This window comes from Shewanella sp. 6_MG-2023 (assembly GCF_030547195.1).
Classification (GTDB): domain Bacteria; phylum Pseudomonadota; class Gammaproteobacteria; order Enterobacterales; family Shewanellaceae; genus Shewanella.
In genome coordinates, this window is sequence record NZ_JAUOQU010000002.1 from 153,113 (window position 1) to 174,059 (window position 20,947).

15 protein-coding genes and 1 other RNA gene are annotated in these 20,947 nt (G+C 39.7%); 7 read left to right on the forward strand and 9 right to left on the reverse strand.

Annotated elements, in window-relative coordinates; all coding sequences use genetic code 11:
- Positions 1–138: 138 nt before the first annotated feature.
- The 6 genes from Q4533_RS01910 (at position 139) to Q4533_RS01935 (ending at position 6,414) form a co-directional block, all read left to right on the forward strand.
- Entirely contained in the window at positions 139–663 is a 525-nt protein-coding gene (locus Q4533_RS01910) for a hypothetical protein (protein ID WP_303501618.1), read from the forward strand.
- 96 nt (positions 664–759) lie between these two features.
- Complete coding sequence (locus tag Q4533_RS01915; RefSeq protein WP_303501620.1) at positions 760–1,254, forward strand: hypothetical protein; 495 nt, start codon at positions 760–762, stop codon at positions 1,252–1,254.
- A 73-nt stretch (positions 1,255–1,327) separates the two neighbouring features.
- Entirely contained in the window at positions 1,328–2,056 is a 729-nt protein-coding gene (locus Q4533_RS01920) for a molecular chaperone (RefSeq protein ID WP_303501623.1), read from the forward strand.
- A gap of 85 nt (positions 2,057–2,141) precedes the next feature.
- Complete coding sequence (locus Q4533_RS01925) at positions 2,142–2,951, forward strand: hypothetical protein (protein WP_303501625.1); 810 nt, start codon at positions 2,142–2,144, stop codon at positions 2,949–2,951.
- A gap of 5 nt (positions 2,952–2,956) precedes the next feature.
- Positions 2,957–5,431 (forward strand): fimbria/pilus outer membrane usher protein, encoded by a 2,475-nt coding sequence (locus tag Q4533_RS01930; RefSeq protein ID WP_303501627.1) that lies wholly within the window; start codon positions 2,957–2,959, stop codon positions 5,429–5,431.
- 38 nt (positions 5,432–5,469) lie between these two features.
- Positions 5,470–6,414, forward strand: coding sequence for a hypothetical protein (locus Q4533_RS01935; RefSeq protein ID WP_303501628.1), 945 nt, complete (start codon positions 5,470–5,472; stop codon positions 6,412–6,414).
- A 178-nt stretch (positions 6,415–6,592) separates the two neighbouring features.
- Here the strand turns inward: Q4533_RS01935 and Q4533_RS01940 are convergent, their stop codons facing one another.
- The 8 genes from Q4533_RS01940 to Q4533_RS01975 form a co-directional block, all read right to left on the reverse strand.
- Positions 6,593–7,234, reverse strand: coding sequence for a LuxR C-terminal-related transcriptional regulator (locus Q4533_RS01940; protein WP_303501630.1), 642 nt, complete (start codon positions 7,232–7,234; stop codon positions 6,593–6,595).
- A 754-nt stretch (positions 7,235–7,988) separates the two neighbouring features.
- Entirely contained in the window at positions 7,989–9,638 is a 1,650-nt protein-coding gene (gene panP / locus Q4533_RS01945) for a pyridoxal-dependent aspartate 1-decarboxylase PanP (protein ID WP_303501632.1), read from the reverse strand.
- A gap of 132 nt (positions 9,639–9,770) precedes the next feature.
- On the reverse strand, positions 9,771–10,931 hold the full coding sequence (locus tag Q4533_RS01950) for a glycerate kinase (protein ID WP_102436106.1): 1,161 nt from the start codon (positions 10,929–10,931) through the stop codon (positions 9,771–9,773).
- Between the two features lie 271 nt (positions 10,932–11,202).
- Complete coding sequence (locus Q4533_RS01955) at positions 11,203–11,778, reverse strand: hypothetical protein (RefSeq protein ID WP_303501634.1); 576 nt, start codon at positions 11,776–11,778, stop codon at positions 11,203–11,205.
- 205 nt (positions 11,779–11,983) lie between these two features.
- On the reverse strand, positions 11,984–14,071 hold the full coding sequence (locus Q4533_RS01960) for an MtrB/PioB family decaheme-associated outer membrane protein (RefSeq protein ID WP_303501636.1): 2,088 nt from the start codon (positions 14,069–14,071) through the stop codon (positions 11,984–11,986).
- Between the two features lie 12 nt (positions 14,072–14,083).
- The gene (locus Q4533_RS01965; protein ID WP_303501638.1) at positions 14,084–15,073 is read right to left on the reverse strand and encodes a DmsE family decaheme c-type cytochrome; all 990 of its coding nucleotides are present in this window, start codon (positions 15,071–15,073) and stop codon (positions 14,084–14,086) included.
- Positions 15,074–15,155: 82 nt separating this feature from the next.
- The gene (locus Q4533_RS01970; protein WP_303501640.1) at positions 15,156–17,171 is read right to left on the reverse strand and encodes an OmcA/MtrC family decaheme c-type cytochrome; all 2,016 of its coding nucleotides are present in this window, start codon (positions 17,169–17,171) and stop codon (positions 15,156–15,158) included.
- A gap of 273 nt (positions 17,172–17,444) precedes the next feature.
- Positions 17,445–19,574 carry an OmcA/MtrC family decaheme c-type cytochrome gene (locus Q4533_RS01975; protein ID WP_303501642.1) on the reverse strand — a complete coding sequence of 710 codons (2,130 nt, stop codon included), beginning with the start codon at positions 19,572–19,574 and terminating at the stop codon, positions 17,445–17,447.
- Positions 19,575–20,386: 812 nt separating this feature from the next.
- On the opposite strand from Q4533_RS01975, the gene ffs reads away from it, so the two are divergent.
- Positions 20,387–20,483: signal recognition particle sRNA small type (gene ffs, locus Q4533_RS01980), an RNA gene on the forward strand.
- A gap of 134 nt (positions 20,484–20,617) precedes the next feature.
- On the opposite strand, the gene Q4533_RS01985 is transcribed toward ffs, so the two are convergent.
- Positions 20,618–20,941, reverse strand: a complete 324-nt coding sequence (locus Q4533_RS01985; protein ID WP_102436094.1) for a late competence development ComFB family protein — start codon at positions 20,939–20,941, stop codon at positions 20,618–20,620.
- Between the last annotated feature and the right edge of the window lie 6 nt (positions 20,942–20,947).

A 20,947-nucleotide genomic window follows, 5' to 3' on the forward strand; every position in this document is an offset into this window, starting at 1 on the left:
GCAAGTATGAATGATTAATAACAAACTCATTCTTAAATTCATATTTTGTAAATTAACTTTATTGCTATCATCAATGTATTGATTTCATATACACCTGTTTTGGCAAAGCGTGTTTGGGCAATCTATAGGGACATTGATATGAGAGTTAACGGAAAAGGGCTTTATGCAGTGAAAAATACTGCGGCATTCTTCGTATTACATTGTTGCTTCGGGCTTACAGTTAGTCATGCCAACGAATCACTCACTTTGGCACTCTCAGGTGTTATCGAAGATAAATGTGAAATCACTATTCCAAGTAGTTCGCCTTTTGATTTTAGCCAACAGCTAATACACAGTACAACGCTGTCTATTGATTGTAACCAAACGATGTTGGTCGCACTTCGCTCTGAGTACGGTGGGCTTAAATTAAATCAAACTCAGGATGAAAATAGAATTATTGCAGCCTACGACATAGATTTAAAAATTGAATCTATTCAATTTAATATGAGTGCGAATAGTTTTGATATTCAACAAGAGCAACGATTTAATGCTGGCGAAAAAATTCCATTTGCGACGTCGGGTAGTTTAGAGATTAGCCTTCCTGAAGCATTGGTATATGCCGGGAAATACACCGATATTCTGCATGTTGAGGTTTATCCTAATTTTACCATGCAGGGTATTTAATGAAGTTTTCTCCAGATGGAGAAAGTTGCCGACCGATAGGCAAATATCGGTCGGCATAGTAAAAAACCAATCTGAAATTTTAAAAGGAGTTTTACAATGAGAAAGATTACTTTAATTGCGGCATCTTTAACAGCACTATTCGCCAGTACAGCTAACGCTGGTGACGTTCAATTAGTTGGTTTTGTTCCTGCGGTATGTGAGGTGACAGGTCTAAATACTCAATTAAATGATTTTGGTAACTTACAAGGCGCTAATACCGCTTCTAATATTGTTTTTGGTGTTGAATGTAATGATGTCGATGGTGCAAACATTGAAATGATTAGTGCAGAAGGTGGCCTAGAATCAGATGATGCTGAAGATCAATCTATGCCTTATACGGCTACTTTAGCCATAGTTGGTTATAGTTCTGACCTAGTGCTTAATGCGCCTGGTGGTATGGGCACTAATGGTGCAAATGTTAATAAAGATTATTCTGCAGGAGGCTTGCTAGGTGGCGCATCTGCAACATTGTCATTTAGTACACCTGGTGGTGCAAGCTGGTCTGGTGGTTATTCTGATACGTTAACCGTTCAAATTAATGCGGCTAATTAATTTAGCTTAGTCAGTGAAAATATGAGGGGGATATCACTCCCTCATATTTAATTATATTAATATGGAGTGTTTTATGATTAAAAATATGACTACATCATGTCTAGTGGCAATGGTCAGTCTTATAACAGTTTTTAGTTTACCGAATGCTTTTGCTTATAAAGTGCAGCCTATGGTGGCAGAAATGTCACCTGTAGGTAAAAAAGCACAGTTAAATCTGCGTATAGAAAATAATGACAGTGAATCCCTCACTGTTGAGATGATACCACTGCAGTTGGTTATTAATAATTCTGGTAAAATTGAATATATTCCAGCTGAAGATGATTTATTAATTATTCCTGTGACGGCTATTTTAAAACCTGGCCATTCTCAAGCTGTTATGGTGCGCTATTTAGGTGAACCTGATATCGCTGAGTCAAAAGCTTATAGTGTTGGTTTTCGTCAAATACCGATTACCATGGAAAACGGTGATAGTTCACAAGTGAATATGGCGGTTAATTTTAATACCTTGATTAACGTAGTGCCGACCAATACTAAAGCAAATTTGCTAGTTGAAGATTTAAAATTAATAGATGGAGAGTGGAAAATAACGATTAACAATTCTGGTAACCGCTATGTACGTTTAAGTGAAACTCAATGGCAAGTTAGTGATGGTGCAAACTCACTGCAGTTAAATAAAGAGCAACTTTCTGAGTTACTGAATGGCAGTTTATTTTTACCCAACTCTTCTCGAACGTTAACGATGAAGCCTATTGAATCATTCAGTATGGATAAAATTGAGATTAAAATTGAAATTATGAAATAGTGAGTTAGACTTTTTATCAGGCACCTGCTGTGTCAAATTTGTAGTTTCTTTTAGATAACGAACCTTTGAGATAAAAAGGAGGCTTATGTACATCAATTCGATAAACTTACAAACAGTGCTTGGATGGTGCGGTATTTCTTTAATGTCTCTGTTCTTAGGAAAACCAGTGTATGGAATAGAGATCTCTCCCATGGTGACCGCACTCTCTATTGATAGTCGTGCTAATTATCAGCAATTTTTAATTACAAATAATTCTAATTTAACTTTACCTGTAGAAATTGATGTTAATGAAATAGAGTTTAACCCCCTAGCAAGTGGTGCGAGCTATAAGGTTATATCTGAGACTTCCACCGATTTATTAGTATTTCCTCCAGCAACCGTTTTAGCTCCAGGTGCAGTTCACTCCGTTCGTGTTCAATGGCTGGGGCAAGATACCTTAGCCAATTCCCAAAGTTATTTTATTCGTTTTAGCCAGCCTCAATTAGTCGATGATAGTGCAAGTAAAAGTGGGGTTAAAATATTTGTACATTTTAATGCGGCAGTTCACGTATCGTCCAGCAAGCAGCAACCTCAGTTGGTGATTAATACATCCTCTATTCAACATCAGATTATTAATATAGATACTGATTATTCATTACAAAAGAAACAACAAAATACCTCGTCATTGTTAAAGTTTACGGTTGATAATATAGGTAATAAATACGCTACGCTTAATGATTATTATTTGAATATAACAGAAGCCGACGGTAATACATTTACTATCGAAGAGGAGGCGCTTGTAACAGATCAAATTAACACCTTTTTTCCTCCACATTCAAAACGTGAGGTGTCCATTAATCTTGGTCGCGTATTGTCTGAAGGATTTAGTTTAACCATTACCCCTGTGGTGCGGTAAATTTTATGAGCAAATTAATTCAACGATTGCTCCTAATGTGCTTATTACTCTCTTTTTCACTCATGGCTGAGGACGTAATATTAAACACCACTGGACGGGATATTAATCTACAAAGTTTATTTCGATTACAAGACAGTCCAATTGGTGATGTTGAATTAACTATAACAGCAGATCAAAAAATTGAACTGCCAGCCACATCCACTTTGGCGTTATTGGCTGACACCCTTGTACCGGAAACGCTTGAGCTATTATCGACATTTCAGCATGATGATGTATTAAACCAAGCTGATTTTTCTAAGGCTGGGCTTAGTTTGACATTCGACATGTCAACTTTTGAGCTAATAATGCAAGCACCGATTGAGGCGCTTAAAATTAGCGGCCTATCGTTTTCTCCCAGCAAAAATACCCGTCGATATATAGAAGCGTCATCATTGAATGGTTATGTAAATCTCCACTTGTCTGCTACCAATACTTCGAATATTAGTGATGATAGCCAAAATTTTCTCGATTATAACCACCTTCTTGAAACTGGGCTTAATTACCGAAATGCCGTTTTGGAGTATGAGGCGGTTTACAATCATTTAGATGGTCAATCTGGAGAGTACTCTCGCCAAGGTACGCGTCTTAATATTGACTTTCCTAGCCAGGGTACTCGTATGGTTTTGGGGGATTTTTATAGTCGCCCCAGTGGTTTTCAGTCTGGTATTGATTTTCTTGGGTTAGGGATTTCTCGTGACTTTTCACTTATTCCAACCAGAAATGTTAGGCCAACGGCTGCACGTCAATTCACTTTAGAACGAACTTCTGAAGTTGATGTTTTAATCGATGGGGTGGTAGTAAAAAGGCTCAGCCTTGGTGCGGGTTCTTATAATCTTGAGGATATTCCTTTAGCCGAAGGCGTTAGTGATGTTGAGTTATTGATAACCGATCGTAATGGACGTCAAGAACGAATAAATTTTAGTATTGCCACGGGTATGGATCTGCTAAAACCTGGAGAATTTGAATATGCATTTAGTTCAGGAGTGACGAGTGATTTAGTTGAAGACAAGCTTAAATACGACCGCGATGCATTTGTTGTCGATGGTATGTTGGAGTACGGTCTCACGCCATCACTAACATTAGGCGTAAATATGCAGGCGGCACCTAAAATCTACCAACTGGGGCAACGGAGTTTGTTTGCTACAGGATTAGGTGTGTTTGATTTAAACCTTGCTTATAGTAACCAAGATTTAGTTGGCGAAGGAGCGGCTGCCAGTTTAGGGCTTGATGTCAGTTTCGAAGATGGCCCTGATAATTCTCAACTCAGTTTTTTTTATGAATATTTTTCTCAGTCATTTACTCGAGTCGATGATTTGTTTCAAAGATCTGATGATTCGGTTTTTAACCCTATAGATTTACTTTCTTCTTTAAATATTAACAAACATTTTTTCACCAGCCGTTATAGCCGATCAATCACTCAGGCTTTGCGAGTTAGCCTAACCCTTAACTATATTGATGTATATCAAAAGGAAGGTGATTATTGGACTATTAGCCCAGCACTTTCTGGTGATCTATTTGATACCCCAGCCACTTGGAGTGTTCGGTTAACACACAAAGATAATCAGGATGAAAGTAACGAATTTAATGCATTACTTACTCTAAGTTGGCCGTTTGGTTCATCTCGCGTGGTGAGTAGTTATAGCAGTGACTTAGAAGATTTAAAAACGGAATATAGTTATCTTAACGGCATCGGAAAAACAGGTGGGGTCAATATGTTTATCGGTGCACAGCGAACCAGTGATACAGATGCTAACCTAGAAGCGGGTATTGATTACTCTGCTAATCGGTATCAAGCCAACCTTCAACATACTAGCCGGTTTACCGACTTTACGAATAAGCAAAGTAGTCATTTTAGCCGAGCAGAACTTTCATCAGCATTAGTGTTTTCGGGTTCTCAATTTGCTTTAGGTAGACCTGTCGGAGATAGTTTTGCCATTATTCAACCGCACGCTAATTTAGCAAATAATCGTATTGATGTGGATATGTCAGATGAAGGGGCGAGAGTGCATAGTGACGGTGTAGGTGCAATGGTCGTTCCAGATCTTGTCGCATATAATGAGCAATTAATTTCCTATGATGTAACAGATTTACCTCCTGGTTACGATTTAGGTGAAGGGGTGTTCGCGCTCAATCCTGGATATAGACAAGGTTACTCACTAAAGGTGGGCTCTGATGCAATTATCACGGCTATGGGGTCAATTTTTGATAACAAAACGGGTGAACCTGTTAGTTTATTAGCGGGTAAAGCGATATCTCAAACAGATGAAAACTTTGAAGCTTTAGACTTTTTTACTAATCGCAGCGGTCGATTTGCGATTAGCGGCCTAAAACCTGGCACCTATTTACTCAAGCTAAATAGCGAATCAGTAGGTACATACGAGCTTATTATTAGCGATGAAAGTGGTGCATTACTTCGCTTAGGTAAGATTTATGTTGATTAACACGAGATGTATAACACACTCATCTCCTAGGAGGACATATGACTCAGACTAACTCTATCAAGTTGATTAAGACAAAACTTAAGAAGGTTTTCTGTCTGATCGCTATAATTATCGGTTCTAGTTTATTTACTATTAGCGCTTTTGCTGCTTGTGACGCTCGAGTGCAAAGTGTCAATTTAATGAGTTCAGGAGTTCAAAATCAATATGATGTGTTTGCGACAAGTACTTTTGGTTTAGTGCAGTCTTATGAGGTGAAAGTAAATTTTAGTGACCTCAATGAAGATTGCTCCTTGAGTTTAATGATTTCAACTGTCCAGCAAGGGTATGAACTTACAGGTCAAGGTGGCAATTTATTATCATTTACGCCATACCTTCAAACTTCCGGCAGTTTTATTCAAAATAGACACTGGTTTGCAGAGGTATCACCTAACCAATCTACTTTTCGTTTTCAATTACGATTCCCGTCACAACAATTTGGAGCTGCTGGGGATTATTCAAATCAATTAATCGTTCAACTCATCCCAAGCCCAGAACAATCATCGATAGTTCTAGATGAACGTAACCAATTAATTTCATCTCGTATTCCACCTGTTGCAAGCATTAGCTTTTACGGCTTATCTCAAAGGCTTTACCCATTAGACCTTGGGCGATTAACAACAGGTAAAAAGGTAAACATCGATCCTAACTTGTATATTCGTAGTACTACAGGCTATGAAATTAGTTTCCGTTCAGATAATCAAGGTAAGTTAAGACACCAAAGTAAGCATGTACGCTGGGATGTTGACTACGAATTCAGTGTTGCTGGCAGTGTGATTGATTTTTCGGAAGCAGGTAATCAACTAATTGTTAATGCACCGCAAAACCCTAACGGTCAAAGAATTCCTATGACGATTCAAATAGGTGAAACAGAAAATAGGCCTGGTGGTGTGTATGAAGATGAGATTCATATCGATATCAGTGCATTAGGCCTCGGAGGTTTTTAATCTAAAGCTGCTTATTAAATAACATCGCTCTTTGGCGGAGGGGATCAGTAAGTCACTATTTTTTAAATCTGTTTTATCAGCAGCTAAAACAGATTTCAGCTATAGAAAAGAAGATGACTCAATTGAAACAAATAACGCTAAAATTACTCTCTACAATTTTATTTCATTGGAGGATTTTTTATATTGTATGTAGATGAACCTTTGCCCAATTCACCGCTTGGATACGGTTTTTAACCTCAGTTTTCTTGAATACCTTATAAAGATGAGATTTAACCGTGTGTTCACTCACAAATAGTGCGTTAGCAATATCAATGTTGGAGTTGCAGGTGGTGAGTAATTTCAGTACATCACGCTCACGGCGAGTGAGAGAGACGGGTTGTTGTTCTGGAGGGAGTTCATCCTTTCGGTAGTGTTGCAGTAACTCGCTCATCATTGTTCTTGGTAACCAACATTCACCCGCGAGAATTTTTCGCATTCCACGCTCCAATAAATCCAGTGAGCATGATTTGGGGAAAACACCGCAACAATTTGGCCAATCGAGTAAATCTCGCTTTTTGAAGTTTTGAGCAGTATTCAGTAAAACGGTATGCACTTGGTTAATATCTTCATTAAATAAACTATCCCAACAACTTTCATCAATATTCGGTAAGTCAGCGACATCAACAAGTAATAATGGATTTGATGTGTTTTCGAGGTGAGATAGCTCTCTTTCACTGCTAATGAATAGGGTCTCACAACCTAAATTTGTTTTTAGAAAATCAGAAATAGCTCGACTCTGAATAGACAACTTCATGACTAAAAATAGAGTTTGTTTAAACATAATGAATCATTTCCTTTTCATAACCGTGGTGTATTAGAGGATCATATCTAACTCCGAATCTACCATTTAAATTAGCACACATGGTCTATTTCTGCCATATTTTGAAAAATGATGACCTGATATAGATAGGTTGTTAATTTCTACTCTTAAAAACTTTATCAAGTTAAATAATTGTCAATGCTAGTGTATCATTATGATTTTATTGCTTATTATTGAATAATGTTTTGAGAAATTATCGTGTCTTAATTGATAGTGAATGTGTAACTGTTCATTTAGCGTTACAATAAATCACACTTTATTAGTAAGGATATTAATCTTGTTGGTTCGCAGCTTAAAAATAATGATGCTTTTGCTTCTGTCTATGAGTGCATACTCAGTGACGGCGGATGAGCATGAGCAGTCGGTTATTTTTAGTGATTAAACGTTAGCTGATTGTTTTATCATTAAGTTTAATGTTGCTTGGTGCCCAAAGCTGTCAATCATGAGCGCAAGATGTACTCAGCGAGGTGATAGTTTGATAATGTGGAAGTTGTTTATGTTAATTTTGATAGCCATTACACCACAAGAGTCTATTAGTGGATAAAACCTAGAAGGTATATTGAGTTAGATGTTACCGCTATGACCCCAATTGGTATCCTGCGGCACTATGGCTGTAGTGCACGCAGTTAAGTTTTTTGGAGAATAAATAACTTGTATAAATATGCCCACTTAACAATGGGCTTATTTTGAGTATCGAAGAGTTAAACTAGATTAATCAATAAGCTTTAGCTATTGATAATAACTGCGGTAAAAATTCATTATCTAATGTGGCAATCTCGGCTTGCTCACTTAACACATCATGTAAAATTTCATGGGTAGTAAGCGGGTTTGCTAATACCACTCTAAATACCGTGACGATTTCACGGTGGTATTTAGCCGGTTTTATTCTCGTACGTGAGACAAATGATTTACCTTGTTCACGTTGGTGCTTTTGAATAAAGCGGGTTAAGCGGTCAAGCAGGTAATTACAGCGCTCTACAGTATTTATATCATCATTAGCTAATGCTTTATCAATTGTTAGTTGAACAGTCTTAGGCACGTAACGGTAGGTCAAAATACATAATTCAGGCTCTGTGATGAGCTCAAAATTTTCATCTGCAGCAATGTGCGATGCGAAATAACGGGCCATTTCTAGACCGTTGTTGATTAAAATCTCATAACCGTCACCACCGATGATCTGTAAACAAGCATGCACTAGCATTGCCATGCCAGGTCGTGAGCCTTCGAGGGTTTGACTACCTAAATCTTTAGAGCCTACTCGCAAAATATACTCGGCATGATGAGCAATGGCATGTGCAAGCTCTGGGTCTTTAAATAACACCATGCCCGCACCCATAGGCACGTACATTTGTTTATGGGCATCAATAGTGACCGAGTCGGCTAATTCAATGCCATCGAGTAAATAGCGGTATTTGTTCGACAGTAAACTGGCCCCGCCCCAAGCTGCATCAACATGAAAGTGGCATTGGAGTTCAGTGGCGAGTTTTGACAGTTCAACTAGTGGGTCGATATTACCGGTTTCGGTGGTGCCAGCAACACCGACAATGGCCATTACCTTAATATTGTCATCGGCGAGCTTTAATGCGGTTTGACGCATGGCCGCTACATCGACTTTATTGTCCGCAGTGGTGGGGATACTGATGATGTTGTCTCGACCAATACCCAGTAAGTCAGCGGTTTTACCAATTGAGTAATGGCCGCGCTCAGACACTAAGATGGCTAAATCGTCATATCCATAGTGTTTCAGTGCTTTAGGTAATCCTTCACGGTTAATGCCTTTAAAATTATCATCAGCTTTTAGTAACTGGTTTCGTGCTATCCATAATGCGGTGATATTGGCCACCGTGCCACCAGAGCAAAATGCGCCAAGGGAGTAGTTAGCGCTGTGCATCCATTGCTCATAAAAGTCAGTGTCTTGGCTGTAAATTAAGTGGTGCATCATCCCCAGCACTTGGCGCTCTAATGGAGTGAATGCTTTAGATGTTTCGATTTTGACTAAGTTCTGATTCAAGCCCACCATCATTTTAGATAAGGGTAAAACAAAGTAGGGCAGCGCTGATGTCATATGACCGATGAAGCTCGGCGCCGAGGTATGCACCGAGTGTGCTACCAGATTTTGCATTATTTCGTCAGTATAATCAGATACGAAACGAGGCGAATCAGGAATTTGAAACGCTTTAAAGTCAGTTTCAATAAGTGATAATGGCTTTTCTAATGCAGCAATACTCTTACCTAAAAAGCCCGCTAAGTCTTCAGAAAGTTTCTGCTCGATAATGCTTAAGGTTGAGTCGGCGTCTTCAGGTACGGTAAAAATACGCAGAAGACTTGCCTCTGATGCTTGTGCTATGCGGTCGTGTTTGGTCATTAACTGGTGCCATCATTTTTATTCTTGGGCCAATAATGTGCTAAATATATTGATATAAGCGCTTTCATGGCCATTATGAGGGCTAACTTTACTGCAAGGATTATTTCGCAGCAAGTTTTTAACTCAAACTGACTATTTACTCAGCGACAACTGATAAATTGCGGCGATATTCTGCGCAGTATTCGCCAGGTTGTCATGGGCGTTAGCCAGAATATCATCCAGTGGTGCTAATGACGGAATAATAGGAAATATCGCTGTCATGCCTTGAGCTAAAATTAGCTCGGCGCCATCACCAAAGCAGCCAGCAATGCCAATGACAGGTACGTCTTGATGTATACCTTGTTGCAGCACACCCATTGGGGTTTTACCGCCTAATGTCTGGCTGTCCATGCGTCCTTCACCTGTGATGACGAGATCGGCGTCAGCGATAGCATCTGCAAGCTTCACCGTGTCAATGACGATATCGACCCCCGGCTTTAGCTTGGCATTGAGTAGTGTCATCACCCCATAGCCCATACCGCCGGCCGCGCCTGCGCCAGGAAACTCAGCGAGCTCAGTTGTCGTTGTAAGTGAATGAGTTGCACAAACCACCTTGGCAAAGTGAGCTAATGCAGCATCAAGTTCTGTAACCATCTGCTCATCTGCGCCTTTTTGAGGACCAAAAACAGCGGATGCGCCATTAGGGCCGCATAGCGGATTATCTACATCACAGGCCACCTCAATTTTACATCGCGCCAGTAACGGGTGAGCTGATGTGTTATCAATTTTTGCAAGCTCGGTTAACCCCAAGGCGCCATAACAAATAGGCTTATTTTGTGCTGTAAGTAAGGTAAAACCTAACGCCTGGGCCATACCTGCACCGGCATCGTTTGTCGCACTGCCACCTAAACCTAAAATAATATGTTTTATACCTCGGTCTAAAGCGTCTTTTATTAGTTCACCCGTGCCATAACTTGTCATTAGCATAGGGTTACGGTTAGCACGTTCCACGTAATCTAGGCCAGATGCTGCGGCCATCTCAATCACAGCGGTCGCAGTTTGAGCATCTTGATTAATGATGCCGTAATGAGCGTTTACAGGAGTGCCTTCGGGGCCTGTGACTTGCAAGCTGATAATTTCCCCTTGGGTTGCATCAACCATAGCCTGCACCGTACCTTCGCCACCATCGGCCATAGGCACCTTACAATACTGAGCATCAGGAAATACTCGCTTAAAGCCTGCTTCAATGGCATTAGCAACACCTAAGGCGCTGAGGCTTTCTTTGAAGGAGTCTGGCGCAATGACAATTTTCATAGGTGTCCTACCTGTAGTAACTTAGTGATTGGCGTTTAAACCTGAGCTTATGAATAAATTAGCAGTAAATGCATGTTTGATAAATGCTTAAAACGAAGCAGCTATTGAAAAATTTTATTATTGCTTTTGAATAAGTGGTTATCAGCCATAAAGCTGGGTTTGATAGGGGCTGAATTTGGGGGAGGAGTAAAAATGAAAATGGGCATTCATCGAATAATGAATGCCCATAAATAGGTAATTCAGCTGAAAACCACCAAAGCGTAGGTGAAGGTTAGGCTAGGGTGATTTTGTTAAATATTTGAAATAACCAATAGGCGAATAAACCGTAACTGGTTAATAGCGTCAAAATGATAGATAGCTTCGCAATAGGTGCTACGGCTGTTTGTTTTAGGGCTAAATGACACAACACAATAGAAAATAAGCTAATTGGCGCAATAATAATACTCAAAGGCAAAATAATAATAGCCCCTGTTAGTAGTATTAACGCTGATTGCATGCATGGTACTTTTTTATTGGTTAACAACAGTGGCACTAACGCCGCACCAAAGGCCAATAACACAGCGCCCAAATATAGAATAAATTGTGCCAAGGATTGATACTCGGCAATAAAGCCAATTAACGCAATAAGCGGAAACACTAAGCTCAGTGTGACATGCTTTTGGCTAACACTTTTTTGCACGTATAAGCCTGCAAAATAGCAGCTAGCTTGCGCGATAGCATTAACGCAAGTAAAGGCCATTAAAGCAATGAAGATAAGAATGCTGTTATTGGTCATAACGGTCGAACTGGCGGCAAATGCCGGAAATGCAACCATTGAGCTAAGCAGAACAATTGATGTTTTTTGCATAATAATTTGGCTATTTCTACTGTATGAAATCAAAGATAGTGGCACTAGCAGTAAATTTTAATCGACTATTAGTGTAATAGCTTTTGTTAATTTAGTAATTGCAGGTTATTTGTAGTTTATTGATAGCTACTGCACAAAACGTTAAATTTCTGGCAAAAAAAAGCCTGCTATATTGCGATAGCAGGCTGGTATTTTTTACTTAGTTTTATAATTTGTAATTTACACTTAACATAATCATATGTGCTGTGTAGTCATGGCTATTACTGCCAAAACTCATTACATTCCAAATGGTATCTGGTTGGATATCATTGGCTGCATCATTATCTAAGTACTTTTCAATTTTGTAGTCTAAACGGACAGCCATTTTGTCAGTGGCTTGGTATTGACCATATAAATTAACGTTATGTACTTTAGCAAAGTAGTCACCGTAGTTGCCAGTAACACCTTGACGAACTTGAGTCGTACTGTCTGATTCAGAATAAGTGTAATCCAAACCTAAACGTAAACGGCTATCCATTAAGTTGTTGTAACTTAAGTTTGCACCGACTACATCGATAGTATCTTCGATATCAGCTTCCCAAGTTGGACCTGAGAATGTGCTACTACCAGCTTGTTGTGACTCAATGATTTGATAATTATAAAATGCATTTAGCATTACATCTTTATTAAACATGTAGTTGAAATTGATATCGTAACTGGTGTCTTTCGACTCAGTTAGGCCAATTTCAGTGTCTGTATAATCATCAAGTGCGTAACGCGCGCCAAAATCGATGGCTAATGCTTCGAGAGGGCTATAGCTCACTCGCGCTTCAACCATACTACGGTCACGATCAGCAATGTAGTACTTGCGTAATAAGTCGTTATTTTCTGAAGAGGTCCATTCAGACGCTTGGTAATCAGAACCATCACGGCTGCCAAAGCTACCTTTAACCCACATGTCCCATTTATCAAAACTGTTTAAACGGTAACGGGCCCAAACTGTGCTTTCTTCAGTAACTTCACGCTCTGAATAACTACGCTCATCACGATTATAATCAACACCTGCATCAAGTTTCATACCACGGCTAATTCGGTAATCTGCAGCAATCTTAGCTCTATGAGTCGTTTGATCGTATGGCGTGTTATAAGCCACTTGACCGTTGACATCATTGATGCTGATTTGAGTCCACTCTTCGATGTTGGTGTTGTTGTCGCGATCTGAGTAGTCGTAGCTACCAGTAACACGAACTTCACGGTTGATACGCTTAGCTGCTTTTAACGTTAAGCCGGTGATATCAACTTTGGCATCAATTGATTCCGTTGGTACGCTGTAACCATAGCCTGAGGTGACTAAATCTTGATCTTGAGTCATTTGACCAAACATCAAACGGCCACTAAGCGCTGCGCCATTTTCATTGTATTGACCTAATAACGACACAATATGTGATTCGTTGTCAGGGTCTAATGACATATAACCACGGGTTTGAGCACCAAACGTTGGGTTAAAGGCATTGTCATAGCTTAACTGGGCATTATCATTTTTAAAGATAGAACCGTCATAGTTAAGGCTAGTGAACCAGTTAGCGCCTCTAAATTTAATACCCGCATTGATGGTATCAGTGGTGTAATCAACAGGCTCTGCAATCATCATAGATTGATTGAAAAAGCTACCCGATGCCGTTTTGGTGCCGGTTTTTTCTTCACGTTGATAATTCACATAAGTAGTGAATAGTGACTCAGTTTGATATTCAAACCCTAAACCTGCACGTTCACGTTTAAGTGATAATTCAAACGGGTTTAAGCTGTTACCAAGCTCAGTCATACCGTCAGTCGTACCTGCTGTCACCCAGCCGTCAGGCAAGGTTAAATCGTTACCACCAATACCACTGTATGGAGACATCACGGTATTAGAGCTATAAGTAGCAATTGAGCGATAATTAAGGTTGAAGTTATATTGGCCTAATTTGCCAACATTCACATCTAAACGGCCATTGTCTAACCCTAAATCGGTGGCTTCAACTTTAGCGCGGTAGCCCGATTTACCAATATAGTTAATATCAGCATCAACTTTGGGAGCAAACTCGTTGCTGCTGCCAAATGCATTGGCAGAGTGAATATCATCTTCGCTGTTATACGCAACGCCTACACCCACATTACCGGTTACGCCAGTTTCTACAGCACAACCTTTACAAACCCACTTGTCATATTTGACTTTGTCTGTGTTGGCATTACCGACACCGTAACCATCAGCGGCCATTGCAAAGCCTGCATTGGCTACTAGCGCTAAGGTGATTAAGTTCAGTTTAAATTTCATAGTCGTACATCCTTAACGCTGAAGTAATTTGCCAGAAGGGTGGTTTGAACCATGTACTTGGCTATGACAATTTAAACAACTGCGGCCACCAGTAAAGGCATTATCACCAACATTAGAACCCATTCCTGTGTTGCCTAAGTAAGCATTGCTAGCATGCCCATCGCTGGCATGACATTGCTGACATAGCTGAGGAGCACGAGTTTTTAGCATTCCTTCGTTGACTGAACCATGTGGGTTATGACAACTTACACAGTTTTCTGTCACTGGTGCGTGTTCCCAAAGTTTTGGACCACGTTTTTCAGCATGACATGAGTAACATGTTTCATTGACACTTGGTTTAACAAGATCTGAATCAGCCATGCTGCCATGTGGGTTGTGACAATCACTACAGGTCATTTGGTCAAACTTCATTGGATGACTTGAGCGTTTGTTCATGTCGGTTTTAACTTTAACATGACAAGTAGTACAGACTTCCATTTCAGTCTTTTTAGACAAAATAGGGTCATTTGCAGTATGAACATTATGACAAGATGCACAAGCAACATCAGCATTATCATGATGGCTAGTGTTCCAAGACATACGCTTGTCGTCTAAGTGACAGCCCATACAGACACTGTTTTGTTTTTCTGGTGCCAAAGTTGAATCTGGTCCAAAAGCGATTACAGGTTCATTACCACCACGGTTATGTTTACCCATAGGGCCATGACACGCTTCACATTGAAGGCCAGCCATTGGGCTTTTTGATGAGTCAATTGCGCCATGAACACCTTTAAAGATATCCATTACTTTTTCTGAACGCTTATGACACATTAAGCATGAGTCAGCGCCTTTAGGTGAATAACTACCTTCTTCGAACTTTTTATCAAGTACGGCTTCAACTTCGTCAGGTGTCATTTTTGCATCCCACTTCGACGCATAAGCCGAGTGAGACATCCCAAGAGATAGCAAAACAACTGCCATCAATGTCGGGATTAAAGTGTTTAATTTCATTTTGATTTTCATAGTGAGGCTTCCCAATCTATCCATGATGTTGATGTGATTTATGTAATCTAAGGGAGAAGCAAGCTTCTCCCTTAAGGGTAAATTACATCTTCACCGCGGTGTGATCGAAAATAGTAGGTGCGTGACAGAATAAACAGGTTTCTGACTGCGCAGCTTGATTCGCTTCAACATAATCACCTTCAATGATAGAACCTGAGTTCTCTAAAAACTCGATGCTATGTTTCTTCAGGATGCTAATATCGTCATCAGAATCTAAGCTGTGGCATGAAATACATGTTGCAGCTATAGGTGTAGTGTACTCTTCACTAGGTGCATTACTTGATGCAATGGCACCTTTTAACTTGAATGCATCAAGATTAAAGTCGTTATGGCACTGAGCACAATCTTTGATGATACCTTCATCATTATGGCGAGCATGTAGTTTTAACTCAAATGCGCCCACTGGACTCCAACTAGTTCCATCTGGCGTATGACAAGCCACACATGCATCAACACCTACGATAACTTCACCGTCAGCATTCTCTCGACCTAACTGTTCGGTCATTACGAAACCTGCATGATTGCCTTTATGAATCTCGAAAGTTTCACCGTGACAGTTTTCGCAAGTATTAAATGCTACAGAGTCAGTGTGACGCATGCTAGGTGCTTCGCCTGAGAAAGTACCAAAAGTCATGTCTGCTTTCATGCTAGTAGTCATGACATCATCACCACACGCAACAGCAGCAGTACCATCGTTACACATTTCTAAACCAATAAAACTGAATGCTGTATCTGTATCTTGAATGCCAGCAGGTGAAGCAACACCAAATGGTAAAGAAGGGATTGTGTATTCAAAGTTGCCATCGACAATTGTTACACCATCTTTTAACTCACCAATGCTCACTAAATCCTCAGCAACTTTAGCTAAGTCTGTACCTGGACTATTTGTATAACCCATTACAGGGAAGTTAGGGCCTACATTGGTAATAGTTTCAAGACGTTGGATTTTACTGACTAAATCCGTTACATCCATTGCTACGCCTGACGCATCAGTAATAGAAACAGAAATCGTCGCTGATTTATCTTCATTAACAGTCAGGGTTGAATTCATGCCATACATATCGATAAAGGCTTTCTTCTCTACAAAACCACCAGTATGAATTTCTTCAGTCCAGCTGGCATTGTGACAAGCGATACAGTTTGAATTATCCGACTGTTGTGAGTGACCTTCGCCAGCAACAAAGTCGATGCCAGTGTGACAACTTGTACAAGTTTCCATTGTTGGAATACGAGTCCAGTTGCCCCATTCGGTTAACTCTTCAGACTCAACGTGACATGATTGGCAATTATCTTGAACAATGGCATGAGCCGTTTCGGCTGTATAATCATTACGACCCCAAACTTTGTTTGAGTTGTGAACGTTATGCACTAAGTGAGCAAAGGCAACTTCAGGTTTATCACGACCGTCAGCCCATTCTTGGGTATGACAAGTAATACACGTTTCTGCCGTTGTTGCTTTATGGTAAATCGTTTCACCTTCAGCATGACAAGCTGTACATACTTCATGTGAGACAATATTTTTAGTGTATTGTGCTTCATAGCCTTCGCCATCAAAATCAGCAACGATTTCACTTACTGGAACGGGCGTTACGCCGTCAAGTAGGGTAGAGGCTTTTGATACAACGTTGAAACGTTGGGTCAAATCGGCATTAAATGTGTCTGTGTCAAAGCTGTCGAAGGTAAATTCGTAACTACCATTTTTGTTATCAACAAAAGTAGATGTTGATCCTAGCTTCTGCCAATTAGCACTATTACCCGCGCCAGTGGCCCCGGCTGGGATTAACTGTGCCGAGTTTTCAATTGAAATATCTTTTAAACCAACAACAACTAAATCTTCTTCGTTGGTTGCGAATACTTCAACGATAGGCATACCATCTTCATAAGTCACCTTAGTGACATCAAGATTGAGTTGTGCAATCGTTTCAGCTGGTTCACCGCCAGGAAGGCCAGGGATACCAGGCTTGCCATCATCTCCGTCACTGCCACAGCCGCTTAAGGCTACGCTTACTGCACTTGCTACAAGCATTAGTGCTAATTTGGAATTTTTCTTGTTCATCATTTGTCCCTGCATCAATAAGACATTGCTAATTTTGACTTAGCTTTTGCGCTACATAGATACTTAGTCTATTGAGTCAATTTAGCTTTTTTTGGATTTTAAATTCATCAATATAAGATTAATCCACAATTAGAGAAAAATCTTTATATGTCGACTGAGACTGTGAAGCGGATCAGTCTATTTATAAATAGGTACATATTTTGTGAAAAATCAATTTTAATATTTTTTAAATAAAAAGAGCCGCACAGGTGCGACTCTTTTTTATTTTAGCAAATATTAATTACCACCCCAGTTAGAGTGAGCTTCTAAGATTGCGTTATCGGTATGACATGTGGAACAAGCTTCTGACACATTAAGTGCATCATAATCTGCTTCTGGAACACCTAAACTATCGATAGTACCAATAACACCACCGTTAGTTTCCATGTGTTTGATAGTTGATTCGTTTAGAGCATATGGCGGTAAGTGACAACTAACACAAGCGGCAGTTTGTGGTGACACCACTAGGTTACCGACGTCATCTTTACCAAACGCAACAGGCGCAGCATCTGTTTTGATAGCTTGGATAGAGAAGCCATCATCACCGTGACAGGCCTGACATTCAGCTTTTTTGAAGAATAGATCGTTACTTGAATCACGCACATAATGCTTAGAGTGAACTTTATAGGCTAAGTTAGATGACTCACCACCAGAAGTAGCACGCGTACCGTTATGACAAGAAGCACAACCATCAAGGTCGTTTGAATAACGATGTGTTATTTCTGCAGTATGACATTGCTGACAATCAGTCATTTCAGCATGTTGAATACGTGGAGACTCTTCAACAACAGTACCATCTTGGTTAAAATAGAAAGTATCAGATGTCACGTAAGGAGCATCTTGGTCGCCTGCATCGAGTTCTTCTGCGTCACAATATTCAATAACACCTTTACCTGAACAAACGTGTAATTGACTGCTTAATGCGATAGTAGAACCAGCATCAATTAAGGTAGTGATTTCAAAGTCGGCAGCACTGATGATCGAAGTGATTGAACCATCAGCTTCTTCAGTGAAGGTGTCGTAACCGACTTTTTGATAATTGACTAAGAAGTCATCAGCAACCACACCGTTAACGACGATAGCACTATTGTAACCGCCATATTTATATGGACGTGGGTCAATTTGATTAATGGCGACTAACTCATCACCATTTTTAACAGTGAAATTAACTTTGATTTCAGTTGCGTCATCAGCGACTACCATAGAGTTAAACTCTACTTTTAGGGTTGTTGCTAAGAAATTGCTGTTTAGAGCATAATGAGCATCTTCAGCACCGCGACCTCGACCTTCACCACCGTGACAACCGAAACAATTAGCACCTTGTTGATGAGATGCTGGAACACCAGCGGCTTCCGCTGCTGGGCCTGGGGTGTGACAGCTCCAACATGCAGTCGTATCAATGTCAGCTTTCCAGCTATCAGTTAAGTTGAAGTCTTCATTTGGATTATGACAAGTCAAACAGTTTGACGTCATTTGAGGATAAACACCCTCATCCGAAAAGTTAGCCGTAGTATGAATACTATGAACCATACCTTTAATAGAACCATCAAACTCGTACGCTTCACCAATTACATTACCGTCAGCATCTTTGTCTTCTTTAATGTAACTGTTGTAATCGGTATGACAGAAAGAACAAGCTTCTTCCGTCACGTGCTTACTGCCATGCATAGCAAGCTCACCATCTTGGCCGGCTCTATGACATGTTTGACAATCAGAGTTTGCCAAAATTTGTAACGGTTTTTCAGCAGCAACATCAGTTGCTGGAACCCAATAAAAGAAGCTGTTATTGACGAGAGTCATTGACTGGTTGTTACTTGTCTTAATAGACATGTAAACACCATTAGTTGTATCAGCAACATAATCATATTTATCTAGGGTATCGATGGCTTTATCGAGAGTGACAGAATAGCTACCATCTTTGTTATCGATAAAACAGTTAGTACAATCAACGTTTCCAGAATAAGAACTAGAACCTGTGAAGTAACCGTCGCCTTTGTCTTTATTGAAGTAGCTTAACCAAATTTGTCTATCTGGGCTTGGATTAACAATTTCATCCTCACCAATTTCATCAGCTGTTCCCACACGACCAAAAGTGATGGTTGCTACGTCAGCTATTGTCAAACCAGTTACGGCAACACCATTCGGATCTGATAATTTGAAGTCTACAGATAAGAAGTTGTTTTCATCAACACTAGCTGAAGTAATAGTGCTTGTTAGCGATGAAACAGAACCAATCGGTTTGCCGACCAAGCCATCTTCACCATCTTCACCGTCTTTGCCATCACTGCCACAGCCAGTCAATGCAAAAGCTAATAGCCCTGCACTGAATACCGCTTTAGCAGTCGTATTTAAATTAAATTTATTCATCATTATTCCCTGCAAGAGATTTATTTTCACTTGATCCTTCATCATAAAATCAAGCGTATGGATACTATCCAAACTTATTCGAAATAAGCTGTACTATTTTAACCACTTGTAAACTCTACCGCCGTGATTAAGATCTTACTATTCCGAAAGGAGTACTTCTAAATACTGCAATTTACAACTCGTTGTTTTTAAGTTGTTAAACTGCCGATAATCAGTAGTTGCTCTCTGTGGGTGTTTTTTGTTGATTGACGCCAAAAACCCAGTTTGGTATCCAATTTCAGTAAGCCCTAATATCTGCAATGATTTTGGTAATGTATTATTCACTACTAAATAGATTGCTAAAATTGCCATTACTAATAATAAGTGATTTATGTGAAAGATGGGTTAAAACCTGAGCAAATTGTGTGTTTTTTGATGATTAAAGACTGATTTTGGTTAAAAGTGTGATCGTGATCTTATTGTGGTTGATGTGCATTATCACTTGGTCAAATAATTTTGCTGAGTGCGAGGTTTTGGCAGTTAATTTTAGCTGACAAGTTGCTGTATATTGTGTTGTGTATTGGTAAGCTCGAATTGAATTGGCACTTTGCAGGTGCTGTATACTTAAATCAGTTAAATAATGAGCTAATTTAACCGGGATCGAGTAAAGCTTGTGCAGTCGAGCGCTTTGTTGATAAAAGTAAGCGAATTTAGCTTGAACATGACAAGTGCTTAGTGGATAATCCTGTTGTTCTCATTAAGCAGGGTTCGTTTAGATGTTTAAGAATATTAAATATTTTAATTATTTGCTTAATTAGAAATCTATGGTGACCTTAGGGTCCCCTCGCAATGATAACTTGTGAACTCGGCCAGGCCTGGAAGGGAGCAACCGCAGCAAGTGACTCGTGTGCCGAGGTGTGGCTCTAGGGGAACCTCCAATACTCCTAGTATTTCATTCAAAAACTCTCTAAACACCTTACTTTACTTAAAATAACGTTTTTTATCAGCGTTTATGTTGAGTGTTTCTTTAGTAAACCAACCTAGCCATTTAAAATTTTTGCGCATTAGATGTTTGGCATTTTCTTGATAGCAGGCTCTTTAGCTGCGCTTTCTGCATCTTCCACTAACTTTTTATGAAGGTTGGCTTTTAAAAACTGTCGTGACTTTTCAAGTGCGCTATGGATCTCGTTTTTCATCTGTTGCAGTTCTGCATAATCTTCAAAAAAATAAGTATCAACGAGGTGTCTTATGTAGCGAACTGGAAGTTGATTTAAGGTAACGCAGCATAAATCAGCTAAATACTCCTCTGGTAGCTCTTCGAGTAAGCCTTCGTCTCTTAATATTTCCATTAAAAGCACTTCATAGTAATTACGAATATCAACTTGCATCCTTGA

Coding starts and splice junctions, on each gene's coding strand:
- Q4533_RS01910 (WP_303501618.1), top strand. CDS start 139: ATGAGAGTTAACGGAAAAGGGCTTTATGCAGTGAAAAATACTGCGGCA.
- Q4533_RS01915 (WP_303501620.1), top strand. CDS start 760: ATGAGAAAGATTACTTTAATTGCGGCATCTTTAACAGCACTATTCGCC.
- Q4533_RS01920 (WP_303501623.1), top strand. CDS start 1,328: ATGATTAAAAATATGACTACATCATGTCTAGTGGCAATGGTCAGTCTT.
- Q4533_RS01925 (WP_303501625.1), top strand. CDS start 2,142: ATGTACATCAATTCGATAAACTTACAAACAGTGCTTGGATGGTGCGGT.
- Q4533_RS01930 (WP_303501627.1), top strand. CDS start 2,957: ATGAGCAAATTAATTCAACGATTGCTCCTAATGTGCTTATTACTCTCT.
- Q4533_RS01935 (WP_303501628.1), top strand. CDS start 5,470: ATGACTCAGACTAACTCTATCAAGTTGATTAAGACAAAACTTAAGAAG.
- Q4533_RS01940 (WP_303501630.1), bottom strand. CDS start 7,234: ATGTTTAAACAAACTCTATTTTTAGTCATGAAGTTGTCTATTCAGAGT.
- panP (WP_303501632.1), bottom strand. CDS start 9,638: ATGACCAAACACGACCGCATAGCACAAGCATCAGAGGCAAGTCTTCTG.
- Q4533_RS01950 (WP_102436106.1), bottom strand. CDS start 10,931: ATGAAAATTGTCATTGCGCCAGACTCCTTCAAAGAAAGCCTCAGCGCC.
- Q4533_RS01955 (WP_303501634.1), bottom strand. CDS start 11,778: ATGCAAAAAACATCAATTGTTCTGCTTAGCTCAATGGTTGCATTTCCG.
- Q4533_RS01960 (WP_303501636.1), bottom strand. CDS start 14,071: ATGAAATTTAAACTGAACTTAATCACCTTAGCGCTAGTAGCCAATGCA.
- Q4533_RS01965 (WP_303501638.1), bottom strand. CDS start 15,073: ATGAAAATCAAAATGAAATTAAACACTTTAATCCCGACATTGATGGCA.
- Q4533_RS01970 (WP_303501640.1), bottom strand. CDS start 17,171: ATGATGAACAAGAAAAATTCCAAATTAGCACTAATGCTTGTAGCAAGT.
- Q4533_RS01975 (WP_303501642.1), bottom strand. CDS start 19,574: ATGAATAAATTTAATTTAAATACGACTGCTAAAGCGGTATTCAGTGCA.
- Q4533_RS01985 (WP_102436094.1), bottom strand. CDS start 20,941: ATGCAAGTTGATATTCGTAATTACTATGAAGTGCTTTTAATGGAAATA.